The organism is Streptomyces sp. NPDC057616 (assembly GCF_042800575.1).
Taxonomy (GTDB): domain Bacteria; phylum Actinomycetota; class Actinomycetes; order Streptomycetales; family Streptomycetaceae; genus Streptomyces.
On sequence record NZ_JBHVGU010000018.1, the window covers coordinates 107618 to 125503 of the forward strand.

General features: G+C 69.1%; 14 protein-coding genes and 1 pseudogene. 8 read left to right on the plus strand and 7 right to left on the minus strand.

The window, feature by feature from the left end; translation table 11 throughout:
• Positions 1-327 precede the first annotated feature (327 nt).
• From ACFU97_RS23375 to ACFU97_RS23395, 5 genes are read left to right on the plus strand one after another with little or no spacing between them, the layout of a single operon-like run.
• Positions 328-1641 carry an ABC transporter substrate-binding protein gene (locus tag ACFU97_RS23375; RefSeq protein WP_384259595.1) on the plus strand — a complete coding sequence of 438 codons (1314 nt, stop codon included), beginning with the start codon at positions 328-330 and terminating at the stop codon, positions 1639-1641.
• On the plus strand, positions 1638-2600 hold the full coding sequence (locus ACFU97_RS23380; RefSeq protein WP_384259597.1) for a carbohydrate ABC transporter permease: 963 nt from the start codon (positions 1638-1640) through the stop codon (positions 2598-2600). Before ACFU97_RS23375 ends, ACFU97_RS23380 begins: the two co-directional genes overlap by 4 nt.
• Positions 2601-2603: 3 nt before the next feature.
• Positions 2604-3419 (plus strand): carbohydrate ABC transporter permease, encoded by an 816-nt coding sequence (locus ACFU97_RS23385; protein ID WP_384259600.1) that lies wholly within the window; start codon positions 2604-2606, stop codon positions 3417-3419.
• 36 nt (positions 3420-3455) lie between these two features.
• On the plus strand, positions 3456-4637 hold the full coding sequence (locus tag ACFU97_RS23390) for a glycoside hydrolase family 76 protein (RefSeq protein WP_384259602.1): 1182 nt from the start codon (positions 3456-3458) through the stop codon (positions 4635-4637).
• Positions 4638-4666: 29 nt separating this feature from the next.
• Positions 4667-7849 (plus strand): alpha-mannosidase, encoded by a 3183-nt coding sequence (locus tag ACFU97_RS23395; RefSeq protein ID WP_384259604.1) that lies wholly within the window; start codon positions 4667-4669, stop codon positions 7847-7849.
• Between the two features lie 47 nt (positions 7850-7896).
• Here ACFU97_RS23395 and ACFU97_RS23400 read toward each other — a convergent pair whose 3' ends face one another.
• On the minus strand, positions 7897-8493 hold the full coding sequence (locus tag ACFU97_RS23400) for an NADPH-dependent F420 reductase (RefSeq protein ID WP_384259792.1): 597 nt from the start codon (positions 8491-8493) through the stop codon (positions 7897-7899).
• A 41-nt stretch (positions 8494-8534) separates the two neighbouring features.
• Positions 8535-9368 (minus strand): inositol monophosphatase family protein, encoded by an 834-nt coding sequence (locus ACFU97_RS23405; RefSeq protein WP_384259607.1) that lies wholly within the window; start codon positions 9366-9368, stop codon positions 8535-8537.
• A 132-nt stretch (positions 9369-9500) separates the two neighbouring features.
• Here ACFU97_RS23405 and ACFU97_RS23410 point away from each other — a divergent pair, with 132 nt between their 5' ends.
• Positions 9501-10424, plus strand: coding sequence for a LysR family transcriptional regulator (locus ACFU97_RS23410; RefSeq protein ID WP_384259609.1), 924 nt, complete (start codon positions 9501-9503; stop codon positions 10422-10424).
• Between the two features lie 195 nt (positions 10425-10619).
• Here ACFU97_RS23410 and ACFU97_RS23415 read toward each other — a convergent pair whose 3' ends face one another.
• The 5 genes and pseudogenes from ACFU97_RS23415 to ACFU97_RS23435 all read right to left on the minus strand — a co-directional run bounded on the left by ACFU97_RS23415 (position 10620) and on the right by ACFU97_RS23435 (position 15615).
• On the minus strand, positions 10620-11945 hold the full coding sequence (locus tag ACFU97_RS23415) for a cation:dicarboxylate symporter family transporter (RefSeq protein WP_384259612.1): 1326 nt from the start codon (positions 11943-11945) through the stop codon (positions 10620-10622).
• A gap of 58 nt (positions 11946-12003) precedes the next feature.
• A complete protein-coding gene (locus ACFU97_RS23420; protein WP_384259614.1) occupies positions 12004-12915 on the minus strand; it encodes a hypothetical protein in 912 nt (303 codons plus the stop codon).
• Positions 12908-13774, minus strand: a complete 867-nt coding sequence (locus ACFU97_RS23425; protein ID WP_384259617.1) for an amidohydrolase family protein — start codon at positions 13772-13774, stop codon at positions 12908-12910. Before ACFU97_RS23425 ends, ACFU97_RS23420 begins: the two co-directional genes overlap by 8 nt.
• Before the next feature lie 17 nt (positions 13775-13791).
• Positions 13792-14475 (minus strand): 4-carboxy-4-hydroxy-2-oxoadipate aldolase/oxaloacetate decarboxylase, encoded by a 684-nt coding sequence (ligK, locus tag ACFU97_RS23430; protein WP_384259619.1) that lies wholly within the window; start codon positions 14473-14475, stop codon positions 13792-13794.
• Between the two features lie 116 nt (positions 14476-14591).
• Positions 14592-15615, minus strand: a pseudogene (locus ACFU97_RS23435) (amidohydrolase family protein).
• 477 nt (positions 15616-16092) lie between these two features.
• On the opposite strand from ACFU97_RS23435, the gene ACFU97_RS23440 reads away from it, so the two are divergent.
• On the plus strand, positions 16093-16758 hold the full coding sequence (locus ACFU97_RS23440; protein ID WP_384259794.1) for a GntR family transcriptional regulator: 666 nt from the start codon (positions 16093-16095) through the stop codon (positions 16756-16758).
• Positions 16759-16931: 173 nt separating this feature from the next.
• A complete protein-coding gene (locus ACFU97_RS23445) occupies positions 16932-17783 on the plus strand; it encodes a MarR family transcriptional regulator (RefSeq protein WP_384259622.1) in 852 nt (283 codons plus the stop codon).
• Positions 17784-17886: the final 103 nt, after the last annotated feature.

Sequence of the window (17886 nt, forward strand, 5' to 3'; positions counted from 1 at the left end):
TGGGGATCGTACGAACGAGACGCGGACGGCACATCTTCTCCTCGTTGGGCTCCACGATGTTCGTTAACGATAACAACAGCTGGCTCGAGTAGTCCACCCCGGCCTTCGCGCCATATTTCAATCAATGAGATGCCTCTGAACTGCACTTACTATCCAACCAGTCAGAGTTGGCGACTTCAGATGCCGACGGGGCCTTGATGTTGCCGGAGTGTTGTCGTTAACCTCCGAGCAACACGCGGTCGGCGTTCCAGGTGTTCTCCCTGGCCCCTCGTGTGCTCACTGGCTCACATCCGGCCATGCAGGTGGCCCGTTCGGTGAAGGTGATCAATGACAGCATCGAGCCCACCCCGCCGCGCAGCCGCGCCGCTCGCCCGGCGCCGCTTCCTCGCGACGGTGACCGCGGGCGCGGTCGCCGTCGCGGTGGAGGGCTGCGCTCGCGGGGACAGCACGTCCCCGCAGCCGGGGACCACGAGCATCTCCAACGACAACGCCACCTGGGACGACGGGTACCGCGCCGCCGGACACGCACTCGAGAAGATCACCGGCTACGCGCTGCGTCCGCTGTCGAATCCCTCGGTGACCTCCTACCAGCAGGTCGTGCAGATGACGCTGCAGACCTCGAAGGCCTCCGACCTGGTCAAGTGGGCGTCCGGCTACCAACTCAAGCGCCTGGTCCGCGCGGGCGGGCTCACCGACCTGTCGCACGTCTGGGACCGGTACGCGGCCAAGGGATGGGTGCGCCCGGCGATACGGGAGACGGTGTCGTACCACGGCAAGGTCTACGGCGTTCCGCTGTACGAGTCGTACTACGTGCTGTTCTACAGCAAGCCCGTGTTCAGAAAGCTGGGGCTGTCGGTCCCGGGGACCTGGACCGAACTGCTGCACTGCGCGCAGGTGCTCAAGCGGAACAAGATCACGCCGTTCCTCGCCAGCCAGGTCGGCGGCTGGCCCGCGATCGAATGGTTCCAGGAATTCGTCACCAAGGTCGACCCACGCTTCTACCAGAAGCTGGTGGCGGGCCAAGCCTCCTATCTCGACGCCCCGGCGCGTCAGGCGATGGACATCTGGCAGGACTTCATGCGCAAGGGCTGGATGACATCACCCGACTTCGACCAGGCCCGCGGCCCCGGTGCGCTCAAGGCCGGCACCGTGGGCATGTTCCTGCACGGCACATGGCAGGCGCAGGGAATGAGCGCCGCGGGCATGAAACCGGGCGTCGACTACGGCGCGTTCATCCTTCCCACGGTGCGCTCCTCCACCCCCAGGAGTGTGATCACCGAGTCCGGTGTCTTCGCCGTCCCCTCCCGGGCCTCCTCGCACACGGCAGCCATGGCGAACGTCGGCGCCTGGCTCGCCCCGCCCGTCCAGCGGGTGTGGAGCGACTTCCTTCAGGACAGCTCCGCCAATCCGACGGTTCGCTCGGCCAACCCGGTCGTGGCGGGGCTGCAACGCGACATCGCCCGGGAGCACCGGCTCCCGTTGATCAGGTACTGGGAGGCCGGCCCACCGAGCCTCATCCAGGGCAACACCAGCGACCTGGGCGGATTCATGGCGGGGCAGACTTCGCCGGCCACCACGCTGCGCCGGATGCAGGAGCGTGCACACGACGAATGGGCGGCCTGGAGGCGTGACGAAGCATGAGCACTTTCTCGACCGAGCAACGGACCCCCACCAGCGGCGGCGGAGCCCCGGCCGCACCCTCCGGCACCCCCGGGCGAGCACCTGAGCGGCACACCTGGCGCAGGACGCGGGAACGCCTGACGGCCGGGACGTTCATGGCACCGGCGGTGCTCCTGGTCGCCGCCTTCCTGCTCGCCCCCTTCGTGTGGACCGTCTACCGCAGCTTCTTCAGTGACACCAGGACCTCACCCTTCAGCGCGTTCGACAACTACACGCTGTTCGCCTCCGATCCGGCGCTGACCCGCTCCATCCAGAACACGCTGATGTGGGTGGTGGGCACGGTCCTGCTGCCCTTCGTCCTCGGACTCGCCATCGCGTGCCTGACCAACGCCACCCGCTGGTCGCGCCTGACACGGCTGTGCGTGGTGCTCCCCTACGCACTCTCGGGCTCCGCGGTGGCCGTGGTCTGGAACTTCATGCTCACCACCGACGGAGCCGTCAACCAGATCCTCACCACGCTGCATCTGGGCTCACTGACGCAGGGATGGCTGCTGACCTGGCCGGGCAACACCGTCGTGATGATCCTCGCCAACGCCTGGCAGGCCACGGGCGTGGCGGTCATCCTCTTCCTCGTCGGCCTGCAGTCCATCCCGCCGGAGACCGTGGAGGCCGGCGCCCTGGACGGCGCGGGGAGCTGGCAGCAGTTCCGGCACATCGTCCTGCCCCAGCTCAGGCCCGTCTCGATCATCGTGATCGGCATGAGCCTCGTCAACGGCCTCAAGTCGTTCGACCTCATCTGGGTGCTCACCCAGGGCGGTCCCGGACGGGCCACGGAGACCCTCGCGGTGTCCATGTACAACGAGACCTTCCTCAACCTGCGCCCCGGCGCGGGAGCGGCGATCGCAGTCGTCCTCACCGTGATCGTGCTGGCGGCTTCCTGGATCTACCTGCGCCGGCAGCTCGATGTGAAAGGCGAATAACCGATGTCCCTAGGCCGAGGTCTGCGCAATGGCGCCGTTGTGGTGCTCGCCCTGCTGTGGCTGGTTCCGACATGGCTCCTGGTGGTCAACGCACTGGTGCCCGCCGGGAGTTACACGGGCAGCCCGCACTGGCTGCCCGGGAGTTTCGGACTGTTCGACAACATGTCCCAGGCCTGGGACAAGGCCCAACTCGGACCCGCGCTGGGCAACAGCCTGCTGTACGCCGTCGTCAGCGCGCTGGCCGCCGTCGTCGTCGCCACCTGCGCCGCGTTCGCCACCATCGTCATGCCCGTGAAGCGGCAGGCACTGTGGTTCTGGCTGATCTACTCCGGCACACTGCTGCCCCTCCAGGTCTTCATCCGGCCGCTGTTCCTGTCCTACGCGAAGTCGTCCCTGTACGACACCCAGATCGGGCTCGTCCTGATCTACACGGCGATCGCGATCCCGTTCGCGTTCTTCGTCATGCGCAACTACGCGCTGACGCTGCCGAGGGAAGTCGTGGAAGCCGCGCGTATGGACGGTGCGTCGTGGTGGCGGCTCTTCTGGCAGATTCACGTCCCGCTGTCCAGGTCCGCCATGATCGCCGTGTTCGTCTTCCAGTTCGTCGCCGTCTGGAACGACCTGATGTTCGGCATCACGCTCACCACGAGCCGGAACATCCGGCCCATCATGGCCGCGCTCGCCGATCTGCAGGGCAACTACTCCAACGTCGGCCCCCCGGTCGTCCTGGCCGGCGCCCTCCTCGTCTCCCTGCCGACCCTGGCGTTGTTCTTCTCCGCACAGCGCTTCTTCATCAGCAGCCTCAAGATCCACCGCTGACCCGTGCACTCTTCCTCCTCGCCACGAAGGGCCACCATGCTGAGATCGCTGCTCCGTCGCACCACCGTGACCGCCGCCTGCGCGGGCCTGCTCTGGACCGCCGTCCCCGCACACGCCCAGCCCGCACGCCCTCACCCGGTCTCTCCCGGCGTCTGGGCCGACCGCGCCGCCGGCGCCTACGACGCCCTGCAGGCGCACCTGTACGAGGGCGCCGAACTCCACGGCCTGTACCTGGAACGCACACCCCGTCGGACGACCGACCCCGAGCACTCCTACCTGTGGCCGATGCGCGAGGCCGCCGCGGCGACGGTGGACATGGAACAGCTCCCCCGTACCGGCCCGGCCTACCGCCAGGACGCGGCCGAGCGGTTCGCCACCATCGAGCTGTACTTCGCGCCAGGTGACCGACCGGGCTACCACTCCTACCTGCCCGCTCCGCTGGGTTCGGGCGGCGATGTGTACTACGACGACAACGCCGTGGTCGCGCTGAGCGAGCTCGACCAGTACGAGCGCACCGGCGACCGCGCCTACCTGACGCGGGCCGAACAGGTCGTCCCCATCGTCGGCCGGGCCTGGGACGCCGACCCGGCGAAGGCGTGCCCCGGCGGCATGGACTGGTTCGACTCACCCAACAACACCGTCCGCGCCACCAACGTCACCTCCCTGTCCGCCCAACTCGCCGCCAGGCTCTACGAGCACACGCACGACCGCACGTACCTCGAGAAGGCCGAGCAGTGGTACGGCTGGGTCCACTCGTGCATGCGCCAGGCACCGGGTCTGTACGCCAACGACCGCGGCGACGACGGCAGCACCAACCCGACCCTGTGGACGTACAACTCGGGCTCCATGATCGGCGCGGCCACCGCCCTCTACCGCGGCACCGGCGACGCCTCCTACTTGAACAAGGCCGTCGAAGACGCCCGCGCCTCCCTGGCGTACTGGACCCAGGGCAGCAGGCTGCACGATCAGCCGGCCATCTTCAACGCCTTCTACTTCAAGGACCTGTTGGCCCTGGACGCCGTCCGCCCCGACCCCGCCTACCGCAAGGCCATGAGCACCTACGCGGACAGCGCATACGCCGGCAACCGGGACGCCACGACCGGCCTGTTCCACTTCCAGCCGTCGGGCGGCGGCGACTACGACCCCGGCGTTCCGGCCGAAACCCTCGAACAGTCCGCCATGATCCAGATCTTCGCGAGCCTGGCCCGCACCCGCTGATCCCCCCACTCGAAGGACGACCACGCATCATGTCCAAGGCACCACTCAGCCGGCCTTCCTGGTGGGACTCCGACATCGCACGCGACATTCTGCGCGACCGGGTCGTCACCACGAGCGCCGAACTCGACGACATACAGGTGCAGTTGTCGGGTGAGCCGCTGCTGCGCCGTGACGGCAGGGGCGGACTGCTGCAGTCCATCCGGTTGCGCCTGCGTCGCCGCGGCGCCGGCGCGCAGGACGCCGTGCCGCGCGTGACCCGGGCCCGGGTCACCACGAGTGGGGGCACTCCCGTCCCCCACGAACTCCTTCCCGGCCCCGGGGACGACATCCGCATCCTGGTACCGGAGGTGGACGCACCCACCCGCCTGCTGATCGAGCTTCCCGATCTCGAAGCGGGCACCCGCTTCGACTTCGAGGCACGACCTCAGCGTCACTGGACGCTCCACCTGGTGCAGCACTCCCACCTCGACATCGGCTACACCGACCCCCAGGGGCGGGTCATGGCCGAGCACCGCGCCTACCTCGACTCGCTGCTCGAGCTGTGCCACGACACGGACGACTGGCCCGAACCGGCCCGCTTCCGGTGGGCCGTCGAGGGCTTCCACTCCTTCCAGGACTGGCAGGCCAACCGCCCCGACCGCCAGGTCGAGCGCTTCCTCGACCGGGTCCGCGAAGGACGCATCGAACTCACGGCGATGCCCTTCAACCTCCACACGGAGACGTGCTCCACCGACGAACTGCACGAGCTCGTCCGCCCCGTGCAGGACCTGCGTCACCGGCACGGCGTCGACATCCGCACGGCCATGCAGACCGACGTGCCCGGCCAAGTCGTCGGCCTGCCCGACGTGTTGGCGGACAACGGCATCCGCTACCTCTCCGTGGCCCACAACTGGGCCGGGCGCGCCGTACCGCACCTCGTCGGCGGAGAACATCTGCCGCGGCTGTTTCGCTGGCAGGCCCCCAGCGGCAACAGCGTCCTGGTCTGGCGCACCGACACGCCGCACGGCCTGGCGTACATGGAGGGCTCGATTCTCGGTTTCGACGAGTCCTACGACCACGTCGACGACCTCCTGCCCGCCTACCTCAGCGCGCTGGCCGGGTTCCCCTACCCGCACGAGGGCCGCGGGATCCCCGGGTTCCCGATCCTCGACCACGCGGTGACGGCCGAGCCCTATCCGTGGGACGTGCTGCACCTGCGTGTACTCGGCAAGTTCGCGGACAACGGCCCGCCCCGCCGGATCATCTCCGACACCGTTCGCCGCTGGAACGAGCAATGGGCCTACCCTCAGCTGCGGGCTTCCCGGAACCAGGACTTCTTCGAGGACGCCGAAAAGCGGGTCGGTGACCGGCTGGAGACCCATCGGGGCGACTGGAGCGACTGGTGGGTCGACGGAATCGGAGCCGGAGCCGTCCCGCTCGCAGCCACGCGGCGCGGTCAGGCGGCCCTCGCCGAAGCGCAGACCGTAGCCGGGTACGCCCAGCTCATGGGCGTACCCGCCAGCCGGACCGTCACCGAGGCGGCGCCGACCGTCTACCGTGCCGCCTCGCTGTTCAACGAACACACCTGGGGCGCCGGCGATCCCTGGACACACGGCGAGCACGGCCATGGATCCGGCGAGAAGCAGTGGCACTGGAAGTACTCGCAGGCCCTGCGTGCCCACGACGAGGCGGAGACGCTGCTGGACTCCGCGACCGCTCTGCTCGGCGAAGCCTTCGCTCCGGCCGCAGACGCTCTGGCCTCCTACCACGTCGTGAACACCTGCAGCTGGCCGCGCTCGGAGACAGCGCGCCTCTTCCTGCCCGAGAGCACCGTGGCACTGGGCGTGCCCGTCCAGGTCCTCGACGCACGCTCCGGTACGGCCCTGCCCTTCACCGAGGAGGCCCAGAGCAACGACCGCCACCGGGCGGCCGGCCGGTTCCTGCGCGTGCCCCTCACCGACGTGCCGGCCTGCGGAACCGTACGCCTGGACATCGTCCCCGGCGGCCCTGCCGCCACGGAGAACGGCGACGGCGCACAGCGGTCCGGGGATGCGACCATCCTGGAGAACGGTCACCTGCAGGTCACCGTCGACCTGCGCAGGGCCTGCATCGGCTCCATCGTCGACAAGCACACCGGGCGCGAACTCGTCCGTCAGGACGCTGTCATCGGCTTCAACGGCTATGTGTACGACGAGTACGCCACGGCTGGTGGCTTCAACCACCAGTCCAGCAAGACCGTCGCCGACGACTCGATGCATCTGCTCGCCTCGCGCAACACGGCACCGCCCGCGGCCCTCGTCGACCGCACGGCCGACGCCACCGGTCACACCCTGACCTACGAATGCGCCCCGGCCGGCACACGGCGACTGCGCGTGCGGGTGCACCTGCCCCACGACGCGGCTCGCATCGACGTGGAGAACCGCATCGACAAGGCCGCGACCCTGACCAAGGAGAGTGCGTTCTTCGCCTTCCCCTTCGCGCTGGAGGACCCCACCGTCCGCATGGAGGCCACAGGAGGTGTCACGGGCACCGGACTCGCGACCGTCCCCGGCTCCGCCGGTCACATGCGCGCGGTCCGGCGCTGGATCAGCCTGAGCGACGGTCTCCATCACGCCGCGCTGGCCACGGCCGACGTATCGCTCGTCCAGCACGGCGGGATCGCGATCCCCTACGTGCCCTATCCCCAGTCACTGCCGCAAGAGGAACCGGCCACCGTCTTCTCCTGGGTGCACAACAACATCTGGGACACGAACTTCCCCGCCCAGCAGGCCTTCGATCACGTCTTCCGCTACAGCGTGGGCTTCGCTGGGGTCGAGGAGTTGTCCGGCCCCGCCGCGGATGACACCCGGAGGCTCGGCGAGCAACTGGCCATGCGCACCGCGGCCGTCACCAGCCACCCGCTCGTGGCGGTCCGCGCCCGCGCCGAGGCCCAGGCCGAACCACCCGCGCAGATACGGTTCCTGACGGTGGACGACCCGCGGGTACGTCTCGTCGGTCTGACCGTGCCGGGCGAGGAGACGCTCATGGTCCGTCTGCAGTCTTACGCCGACACCCCGCTCACCTGCCGCCTGAGCACCCCGTTCCCCTTCGCTCAGGCCTTCCGCACCACCTACCTCGGCCTTGCCCCGCACGAACTCGCCCGGGAACCGGGAGGCACCGTCCCGGTCGACGTACCCGCGCTCGGAACGGCAGCCGTCACCTTCCAGCTGCGTCCCTCTGGGGAGTGCGGCTGAAGGACATGCGGTGGCACACCGGCGTCGTCGAAAGGCACGTCGCGCTGTCAGCGGGCAATCGAGATCGCGAAAGGGCGGAATCCGCTGGATCGGATCACGTGGGGTACGAACAGGACCGCGGCCTCGGCAGCCCGCGCGGTCTCGACACCGCCGAGATCCGTGATCCACCCCGGGTCCCAGCCGAGGTCCACGAGAAGCCCGCGGACGGTCTCCTTGGCTTCCCCGTCATCGCCCGACAGAAAGGCGGTGGGCGCCTGGGCGAGCGCTGCGGGCGCGGTCATCACGGTGTACAGCATCGTGTTGAGTGTCTTGACGACATGGGTGTCGGGGAGCCCCTGCTGAAGCTGCTCCGCGAGACTTGAGCCGGGGTAAAGGAGCTCCGCGGGCAGTCCGTCCGGTCCGTCGACGGTGGCGTTGGAGACGTCGACGAGGATCTTGCCCTCCAGTTCCTCCCGCAGCGCGACGAGCCGCTGCAGCGAGCCTGCGCCCGGCGTGGCGTTGATGACGATCTCGGCCTTGCGGGCCGCGTCGGCGGCGGCGCTCGGCGAGCGGTCCGCCACGGTCACGTCATGCCCGGCCCGGGTGAGGGCAGCGGCGAGGCCGCCGCCGACGCGACCGTTGCCGAGAACGGCGATTTCTCTCATGTTGATCAAATCCTCCTGGCGCTTGCTTTTCTGACGGATCGTCATCGAGAGAGGGCGGCAACGGCAGGGGGGTGCACACCCGGCGCCGCGGCCAGGAAGCTCTCGCTCTGCGGGGTCCAGGAGCGGCCCTCGGTGTCCGATATCCGCCCTCCGGCCTCGGCGACGAGCAACGCCCCTGGGAGCAGGTCCGCGCGGGCCCCGGCGAATTGCCAGAAGGCGTCGATCCGACCGGCGGCCACGTTCAGCAGGTGCAGTGTGGCGGGCACCGAGGTCCGCACCACGAGCGCGTCATGGAGCATCGCCGTGATCGAGGAGCCGACACGCCGTACGACGTCCTCGTCCTCGTCCGGCCTGGCCTGGCTCGTGGCCACGAGGCTCAGGCCGAGGTCCGTGGTAGGGGACACATGCAGCGGTCGGCCGTCGACGTGCGCGCCCGCGCCGGTGAGTGCGGTGTAGGTCTCCCCCGTCAACGGCTGGTGGACCGCGGTGAGCACCGGCTGGTTGTCGCGCACGAGCGTGGCGGTCACCGCCCATTCCGGCAGGGCGTGCAGGTGGTTGACGTTGCCTTCGGCCGGATCGACGACCCACCATTCGCCGGGCGGCAGGGCGCCGCCCTCAAGTTCTTCCTCCACCCAGCGGGCGTGAGGGCGCAGACGTGCGAGGCGGGGCCGCAGGATGTCGAGGGCCACCCCGTCGTTGGCGGCCAGCGCGCGCATCAGCTCTTCGCGCGTCCGGTGGCGGACCACGTCGCCGAAGCGCTCCCGCAGTGCCGCTCCCGCGGCGCGTACGGCGGCCGAGGTCTCCGCGAGCAGGTCGGGGCCGGCGGTGGCGCCGGCGGATGTGGCAACACCGGTGGTGCGAGGTGATTCGGTCATGGCGGTGCTCCGTCCGGGGAGGTTGCGAGGTCAACGGGGGCGCAGTCCGTGCTCTGTTGCACCCACGCCTCGAACGTAGAAGCCGCCATCATTAACATCAAGTGCATGTAAAGCACGGCTAGGATGACTGTCATGCAATTGGATCTGAATCTCCTGGCCGCGCTCGACGCACTCCTGGAGGAAGGCAGCGTGGCCGGAGCGGCCGAGCGCCTGCACGTGACCGCCCCGGCGATGAGCCGGAGCCTCGGCCGCATCCGGCGCACGACGGGGGATCAGATCCTGGTGCGCACGGGACGCACGATGACGCCGACGCCGTACGCCATCGCTGTCCGGGAGCAGGTGCACGACCTGCTGCAACAGGTCCGGGGCGTGCTGGCACCGAGCCGTGAACTCGACCTCGCGACGCTCGAGCGCACCTTCACACTCCGCTGGCACGACGCACTCGTCGCCCTCAGCGGTCCCGCGCTGCTCGCGGCCGTGCGCCACGAGGCGCCGGGCGTGCGTCTGCGCTTCATCGCCGAATCGAGCGTGGACACCCCCGAGTTGCGTCGCGGCGAGGTCGACCTCGCCGCGAACGCCGACCGTCCCACCACGCCCGAGATCCATGCCGAGCGGGTGACCGAGACCCATCACGTCGTCGTCGTGCGCCGCGGCCACCCGCTCACCCGGGTCAAGACGGTCACCGCCGCGCGATATGCCGCGTCCGAGCACATCACCGTCTCCCGGCGCGGGCGGCTCGGCAATGCCCTCGATGACGCGCTCGAACAGCTCGGCCACACCCGACGCGTGGTGGCGACCGCACCCACCGAAGCGGCCGCCTTCGAGTTCGTGCGAGGTTCCGACCTCCTCGTCACCGTCCCCGAGTCCACGACGCGTTCTGCGGTCAAGCATCTCGACCTGGTGCTGCTCCCCCTGCCGCTCGATCTACCGTCGGCGCCCGTGTACCTGTCGTGGCACCAGCGCTACGACACCGACCCCGCACACGTCTGGCTCCGCGACCTGGCACGGGCCGCGCTGGCCGATCGGGCGACGAGCCCGGGTCAGGCGACCGGTTGACGACTGCCGGTGCCCCCTCACCCCTCGGCACGGCCCATTCGCACTCACGCCCCTCACCCGCCGCCGGCTCCCAGCGGCATCACCCAGTGATCGACCTGACAGCCGCATTTCACGAACACGTCGCTCGGTCCCGGCGGTCTGGGCGCACTGCCTCGTGCGCCCGCGGCCCGGACCTGCGGTCCGCCGGCTGGGCCGCTACGCCGCCTGGTATCCGGCGTCGAGTTGCGTGCGCAGCCGGTCCCGATCGATCGCCTTCTCCCATTTGCCTACGACGAGGGTGGCCACGCAGTTTCCGGCGATGTTGGTGAAGACGAAGGCGGCCGAGAGGATGCTGTGCACGCCGAGGACCAGGGCGATGCTGCTGACGGGGATCGTGTGGGTCGCGCTGAGCGTCAGTGCCAGTACGGCGATGGCCGAGCCTGACACCCCGGCGCCGCCCTTGGAGGTGAGCAACAGCACCAGCAGGAGGCCGAGTTGAGCGGTCCAGCTGAGGTCCGTTCCGGTGGCCTGGCCGAGGAAGACGCTCACCGCGGCGAAGTACAGACACGTACCGTCGTGGTTGAAGCTGTAGGCAGTCGGCAGCACGAGGCCCACCACGGGTTCGTCCACGCCGAGGTTCTTCAACTTGGCCGTCAGCTGGGGAAACACGCTCTCCGAAGAGCTCGTGCCGAGCACCAGCACCAGTTCCGCGCGGAAGTAGCGCATCAGCTTCAGCAGGCTCCCTCCCGCGTAGCGCGAGACCGGCCACAGGACCAGGACGAAGAACAGCACGACGATCAGGTAGAACACCGCCACCAGCCGGCCGAGTGAGAGCAGGGTTCCCAGACCGTACTGGGACACCGTGAAGCCGATGGCGCCGAACGCCGCCAGCGGGGCGACGCGCATCACCTTGCGGATGATCCAGAACAGCGCCTGCTGCACGGTCGCCACCATGTCGAGCACCGGCTGCGCCTTCTCGCCCACGGAGGCCAGCCCGCAGGCGAACAGCACGGAGAAGACGAGTATCTGGAGGATGCTGCTCTCGGCGAAGGCCTGCACCGCGGAAGTCGGCACCAGACCGACGAGGAAGTCGTCGAAGCCTTCCGACTTGGCCGGTGCGGTGGCCGCGGAGGAGGCGTGCAGGGAGGACGGGTCGACGTGCATGCCGGAGCCCGGCTTGAGCACGTTGACCACGACGAGCCCGAGCACGAGCGCGGTCGTGGTGATGACCTCGAAGTACACCAGCGATCGGATCGCGATGCGGCCGACCTTGCCCAGATCGCGCACGCTGGCGATGCCGTGCGTCACCGTGCAGAAGATGATCAGGCCGACGACCATCTGGATCAGGTGGATGAAGATGTCGCCGAGGAACTGCACGTGCTGACCGACCGAGGGCGCCAACGCGCCCACGAGCACGCCCAGCGCGACGCCGGCGAGCACCTGGACGGCCAGGTCACGGTAGAACGGGGGGCGTTGGCGTGTGTTCTGCTCGGACGTGCCCGTTCTGGTGGGGGCATCCGTTGTCGAATGAGTATCGCTCATCGTTCCGGTTTCTCCGTTGAATGTCCGGTGCCGACAGGGGAGTTGGCGGTCGCGGGTGTCAGTCCGCGTCGCTTCCGAGCACCTCCCTCGCCAGGCCGAATATCTCTTCCGGGCCGAGCCGCCGGGGCAGCAGCTGCTGGGCGAGGCAGGCGTCGATCACCGACTCGACGGGCTCCCGCAGGCGTTCGTAGCCGAAGACCGCGGGATGGGGCGCGCCGCCGGGGCGCTCCACCGAGGCGTCCGCGCGCCGCAGCAACGCGTAGCTCTCCCGCACGGCGGAAGGACGCTCGCGGCAAACCGAAGCGGACACTGCCACCATGTGGTTGATCGGCATGAACCCGTGCTGCTGCCACCACTGTTCGTCGCGGGCGGCCGCCTCGGGGACGACCGGGACGAACTCGTCGCCCTCGGGCAGGTCGTTGCCGAGGATGGCGGCGTCGATGTGCCCCTCGCGCAGCATCTCGGGGAGATGCGCGGCGTGCGGATCGTGGGTGACGAACGCGGGGTCGGCGTACTCGGCCACGTGCGCGCCGTCGCGGGTGATCCACTGGATGTCCTGCGCCGCCAGACCGTAGTCCTCCGCGAGATGGGCTCGCACCCACATCCCGGTGGTCTGCGTGAACGACCGCACCCCGATCCGCTTGCCTTTCAGATCGTCGGGACGTACGGGACGCGACGCGTGGGCGATGAGGCAGCCGCGCTGGAAGCGGGCGGCCACCACGGCGGGCAGCAGCACGATGGGGCGGCCGTAGGCGATGGCCTGCAGCGCGGTCACGATCGCCAGTTCGCAGAGGTCGTAGGCCTCGTCACGCACCATCGGCGCGAACGCCCGGTGGATGGGCGAGACGGGAACGAAGTCCAGCCGCACCTGCGAGCTGTCGAGGTCTCCGTTCTTCAGCGGCGCCGTAAGCGGGTAGTCGCCCAACACGGCGCGCAGTACGGGGAGTTCGGCCCCTTCGAGGTCAGCCACGGGGTCCTCCGGTCTGTGTGGCGGGGGCGTAGAACGTGGCGCTCGTTCCGCCGAAGATCAGTTCCTGGTCCGCCTGTGACAGGCCCGCGATCGCCTGTCGCGCCTGCGCCAGCAGGTCGGCCGGTGTGCCGTCCGCCGCGGGGAAGTTGGAGCCCCAGGCGACGCGGTTCGCCCCGTAGGCCGCGACCAGATCCGCCACGAACTCGGCGGGCACGGACGCGCCCTGCTCCGCCGCCGACAGCGCCCGGTGCGTGAGCTTGAGGTGGACGCCGGGGAAGGCGGCCAGGTCGAACAGGTCCTCGGCACGCCGGTAGGGCCGGCCGTCGGACAGGTCCGGGCGGGCGCAGTGGTCCAGGAGCACGCGCACGCCGGGGAATCGTTTCAGCAGTTGTCGGAGCGCGGGCAGTCCCTGGATCGTCATCTGCAGGCAGACCGGTATGTCCTGCTCCTCGGCGTAGGCCCAGGCAGGGTACGAGTCCTCGTGGCCCAGCCAGTCCGCCTGACCGGGCATCGTGGTGCCGGTCGTGAAGAGCCGGAATCCGGAAAGACCCTCGGACTGCCAGTGCTTGATGCGCTCGACGGCGTCCGGCGCCACGGCATCGATCGAGTAGACGCCGAGGAACCTGTCCGGGTGGGCCCGCACGGCTTCTACGACGTAGCGGTTGTCGTGGCCGTACACCGTCGAGGCCTGCACCACGACCGCCTTGGCGATACCCGCGTCGTCCAGTGCGTGCAGGAGCCCGTCGATGTCCACCGGGTGGGCCTGCGACCACTCCGACTGGCGCCCGCCGATCGGAGCGGCCGGATAGCGTTCGCGGTCGGCAGAGATGACGTGGGTGTGGTTGTCGATCACCAACATGAAGGGGGATCGTCCTTTCAGTCGACGTAACGCAGGCCGCGGGACCGCAGATCGTCACGCATGTCGTAGATGTCGAGGCCGAGTTCACCGGCGGCCAGCCGCCGGCGCTTGTCCTCTTCCTTGGCTTCACGCAGTTCGCCGGCCTCGGCGGTCTCGGCGGCTTTCGCGGCCGGTACGACGACCACGCCGTCGGCGTCCGCGAGCACCACGTCGCCGGGGTTGACCAGGACGTTCGCGCACACCACCGGGACGTTGACCGAGCCGGGGGTCGCCTTGACCGTGCCCTTGGCGTGGACCGCCCTGCTGAAGACCGGGAAGTCCATCTGCGCCAACTCGGCGACGTCGCGGCAACCGCCGTCGAGCACGAGCCCGAGCGCGCCACGGGCCCGCAGTGAAGTGGCCAGCAGCTCACCGAAGAAGCCGTCCTCACACTCGGTGGTGCAGGCAGCGACCACGACATCGCCGGGCTGGACCTGCTCGACGGCCACGTGGAGCATCCAGTTGTCGCCGGGCTGCAGGAGCACCGTCACCGCCGTACCGCACAGGCGGGCGCCGGGATAGACGGGGCGGATGTACGGACGCATCAGACCGAGCCGGCCCATGGCCTCGTGCACGGTCGCCACACCCAGCTTGGACAGACTGGCGACGGCGCCCGGGCCGGCCCGCTCGATGTTGGTGTGGACGACGCCGAGTTCTTGCATGGGGGTTCCTTTCCGGTCTGGCGTGCTGAGGAGCGCCGGACGGGTGGCCGGCCGCAGGGGATGACGAGCGCGGTGCCCTGACGGGTGACCTGCCGCGGGGCCTGACGGGCGGTGGCTCACAGGCCTGCCTTGCGCAGCCGGGCGTCCAGCCGGGGGTAGACGGTGCGGGCGTTGCCCTCCTCGATCGCCGCGAGATCCGCGGGAGAGAGGCCGGCCGCCTCGACGTAGCGACGGGTGTCGTCGAAGTGGTGCCCGGTGGTCGGGTCGACGCCCCGCACCGCGCCGATCATCTCCGAGGCGAACAGCACGTTGCTGTGGGGCATCACCTCGAGCAGCAGGTCGATGCCGGGCTGGTGGTAGACGCACGTGTCGAAGAAGACGTTGTTCAGCAGATGCTCGGTCAGCTCCGGCTTGCCGAGTGCCTGCGCCAGACCACGAAAGCGCCCCCAGTGGTAGGGCACCGCACCCCCACCGTGCGGGATGACCATCCGCAGGGTGGGGAAGTCGGCGAACAGATCTCCCTGGATCAACTGCATGACGGCGGTGGTGTCGGCGTTGAGGTAGTGCGCTCCGGTGGTGTGGAACGCGCTGTTCTCACTGGTACTCACATGCACCATCACCGGCACGTCGAGCTCGACGATCTTCTCGTAGAGCGGGTACCACGAGCGATCGGTCAACGGCGGCGCGGTCCAGCGGCCGCCGGAGGGGTCGGGGTTGAGGTTGACCGCGACAGCTCCGAGCTCCTCGACCGCACGGGTCAGCTCGGGTGTGCAGGTCGCCGGATCGGCGCCCGGTGACTGCGGCAGCATCGCCGCGGGAGCGAACCGGGTGGGGAACAACTCGCCGACGCGGGCGCACAGATCGTTGCAGACCCGGGCCCAGGCCGATGAGACGGCGAAGTCGCCGATGTGATGCGCCATGAACGAAGCGCGGGGAGAAGACCGTCACGTCGATGCCGCGCTCGTCCATCTGACGCAGCTGGTTGGCCTCGATGGTCTCCCGGATCTCGTCGTCGCCGATCCGCAGATCCGCCTGCCGCGGCGCCTCGCCACCGGCGGTCAACGCCTGGACCTGGCGCTCGCGCCACTCCCCCAGCGCTACCGGCGCGGTCGTGTAGTGGCCGTGGCAATCGATGATCAAGGCGAGGTCTCCTTCATTGAGCTCACGCGTCCAGAACGCGTGGGACTGCGTCTGGGCTGGGCGTCGGTCTGCGCATCGACGGCCTACGGATCGCGGCCTACGGATCACGGCCTACGCATGGCCCTACGCATGGAACGGGACGCTAACCGGGCGCCGCGGACATGGTCAATCACTTTGCCGACAATATTTTCAGCAATCTTTTTGCAGATCTGCGGCCGCCCGAACCTCGCAGGTCAGAAGGTTGCGACTGGGCGCCGAGTCACCTCCGAGGGGCGGCTCGGCATGGATGCCGACCTGCTGCGCAAGGCCTGCGGGGCAACTGCGGATGCCTGCCGCAACGAGGAGGGCGGGTCCACCTCGGGCAGAATTGCAAACTTTTCGCTGAAAATATCGCCGGTGATAGGCTCGGCACCTGCGGCGGCGACCTCCGCACAAGGTCTCGACGGGGTAGCTCGGGGAGAGAGGAACCAGCAGCAGGTGACCAGCACGCAAGTCAAAGGCGCGGCCGCGCGGCTTCACGTCAGCACGCACATCCGCCAAGCCCTCTGGACCGGTGACCTCCTGCCAGGTCAGCGCCTCATCGTGCAGGACCTGGCAGACCAGCTGGGAGTTACCCGCAGCTCCGTACGCGAGGCCCTCTTCGACCTCGCCTCCGAGGACCTGGTGGAGCTCGTACCCAACCGAGGCGCCAGCGTCAGGGTCGTCTCGGTCGAGGAGGCCATCCAGATCACCGAGTGCCGCTCAGCACTGGAACGCTTGTGCGCGCGCAAAGCCGCCGAGCACGCGAATGACGCACAACGTGCCGAGCTGACCGACGTCGGCACTCAACTACGAGCGGCGGTCGCCGAGGAGGACATCCACACCTACTCCGCGCTGAACCGCAAGCTGCACGACCTCATCATCGAATTCAGCGGCCAGGCGATCGCCAAACGCCAACTCGACCGGCTCAACGTGCAGATGGTGCGCTTCCAGTTCCGCCTCGCACTGCGCTCCGGACGCCCGCAGGAGTCGCTGCCGCAGCTGCTCGCCATCATCGACGCCATCACCGCCGGCGACCCCGACGCCGCTGACGCAGCCATCGAGACCCAACTGGCCAGTGTGATCGACCAACTCCGCCTGACCGAACGACTTCCGCTGGGCTGAGAGGCCGGCGCCCCGGCGAACGCGATCCCGAGCCCAGAGGTGGCCCAGGACCCACTCTCGCAACCACAGCCACGCGGACGCGCCAACCCCTCTGCCCTGCTTCCCTCCGGTCGCCGATGAGTTTCGGAGTGCCGGACGGTCCAAGTCGGCACATCCAACAAAGGGAGAACCCGATGGGCAAGACGCGCGCGCATCAGACGACCCACATCGCCCGTCGCATGTTCGAGCTCCTGGAACCGATCTGCCTGGTCACCTTCTTCGCCGACGAATGCAACGAGGAACTGGCCGCACTCGGCCACCGCACCTACTGGGACGGCTACTTCGCCAGCCGCGCCGCACCACTGGGACGGGTGCCGGCCCACGTCGTACACGCAGCCTTCTACAACTTCGCCGACGGGGAGGCCGCACGACACATCCCCAGCGCCTGGGAGACGATCCCGCCCGAGGCCTCCGTCGCCGCGCGGGAGCGGGGCAGCGCGGCCTCCCTACGGCGCATCCTCGGCGATGAACTGGCCGCCTCCCCTGGCCTGGTGCGCGCCGCGGACCTGACCACCAAGGCCGCGACCGGCGCCCCCACCGAAGGCCGGGTGATGTACGCCGGCATGCGCACCCTCGAGGTACCCGGCGATCCCGTCGCCCGGCTGTGGCATTCCGCCACCATGCTGCGCGAGCACCGCGGCGACGGGCACATCGCCGCCCTCGTCGGCGCGCGCATCGGCGGCACGGAGGCCCACGTGCTCTCCGCCCTGGAACAGGGCATCCACCCCCCAGAGTCGTTCGGACGCATCCATCACCTGCCGAAGGAGCGCCTGGCCGCGGTCATGGACGGCCTGCGCGAACGCGGACTCATCGACACCGACGGCCACTTCACCGACGCAGGCCGCGCGACCAAACAACGCATCGAAACCCTCACCGACGAGCTCGCCGTCCCGCCCTACGACGCCCTGTCCCCCGCCGAACTCGACGAACTGATCACCGAACTCGAACCCATCACGGCGACCGTGGTGGCCGCAGGCTCGCAGTGACACGCAGAAATCACGAAAGATCTTTGATCAGAGAAGGGCGTTCTTGAGGGATCCGATGAAGGGAACGCCGGCTGGCCGAAGGCCGTGACTTCGCCAACGTCGA

Excerpts from the sequence above, each read along its gene's own strand:
- ACFU97_RS23395 (WP_384259604.1), top strand. The coding sequence starts at position 4,667 with ATGTCCAAGGCACCACTCAGCCGGCCTTCCTGGTGGGACTCCGACATC.
- ligK (WP_384259619.1), bottom strand. The coding sequence starts at position 14,475 with ATGCAAGAACTCGGCGTCGTCCACACCAACATCGAGCGGGCCGGCCCG.
- ACFU97_RS23425 (WP_384259617.1), bottom strand. The coding sequence starts at position 13,774 with ATGTTGGTGATCGACAACCACACCCACGTCATCTCTGCCGACCGCGAA.
- ACFU97_RS23410 (WP_384259609.1), top strand. The coding sequence starts at position 9,501 with ATGCAATTGGATCTGAATCTCCTGGCCGCGCTCGACGCACTCCTGGAG.
- ACFU97_RS23375 (WP_384259595.1), top strand. The coding sequence starts at position 328 with ATGACAGCATCGAGCCCACCCCGCCGCGCAGCCGCGCCGCTCGCCCGG.
- ACFU97_RS23415 (WP_384259612.1), bottom strand. The coding sequence starts at position 11,945 with ATGAGCGATACTCATTCGACAACGGATGCCCCCACCAGAACGGGCACG.
- ACFU97_RS23385 (WP_384259600.1), top strand. The coding sequence starts at position 2,604 with ATGTCCCTAGGCCGAGGTCTGCGCAATGGCGCCGTTGTGGTGCTCGCC.
- ACFU97_RS23380 (WP_384259597.1), top strand. The coding sequence starts at position 1,638 with ATGAGCACTTTCTCGACCGAGCAACGGACCCCCACCAGCGGCGGCGGA.
- ACFU97_RS23400 (WP_384259792.1), bottom strand. The coding sequence starts at position 8,493 with ATGAGAGAAATCGCCGTTCTCGGCAACGGTCGCGTCGGCGGCGGCCTC.
- ACFU97_RS23405 (WP_384259607.1), bottom strand. The coding sequence starts at position 9,368 with ATGACCGAATCACCTCGCACCACCGGTGTTGCCACATCCGCCGGCGCC.
- ACFU97_RS23390 (WP_384259602.1), top strand. The coding sequence starts at position 3,456 with ATGCTGAGATCGCTGCTCCGTCGCACCACCGTGACCGCCGCCTGCGCG.
- ACFU97_RS23445 (WP_384259622.1), top strand. The coding sequence starts at position 16,932 with ATGGGCAAGACGCGCGCGCATCAGACGACCCACATCGCCCGTCGCATG.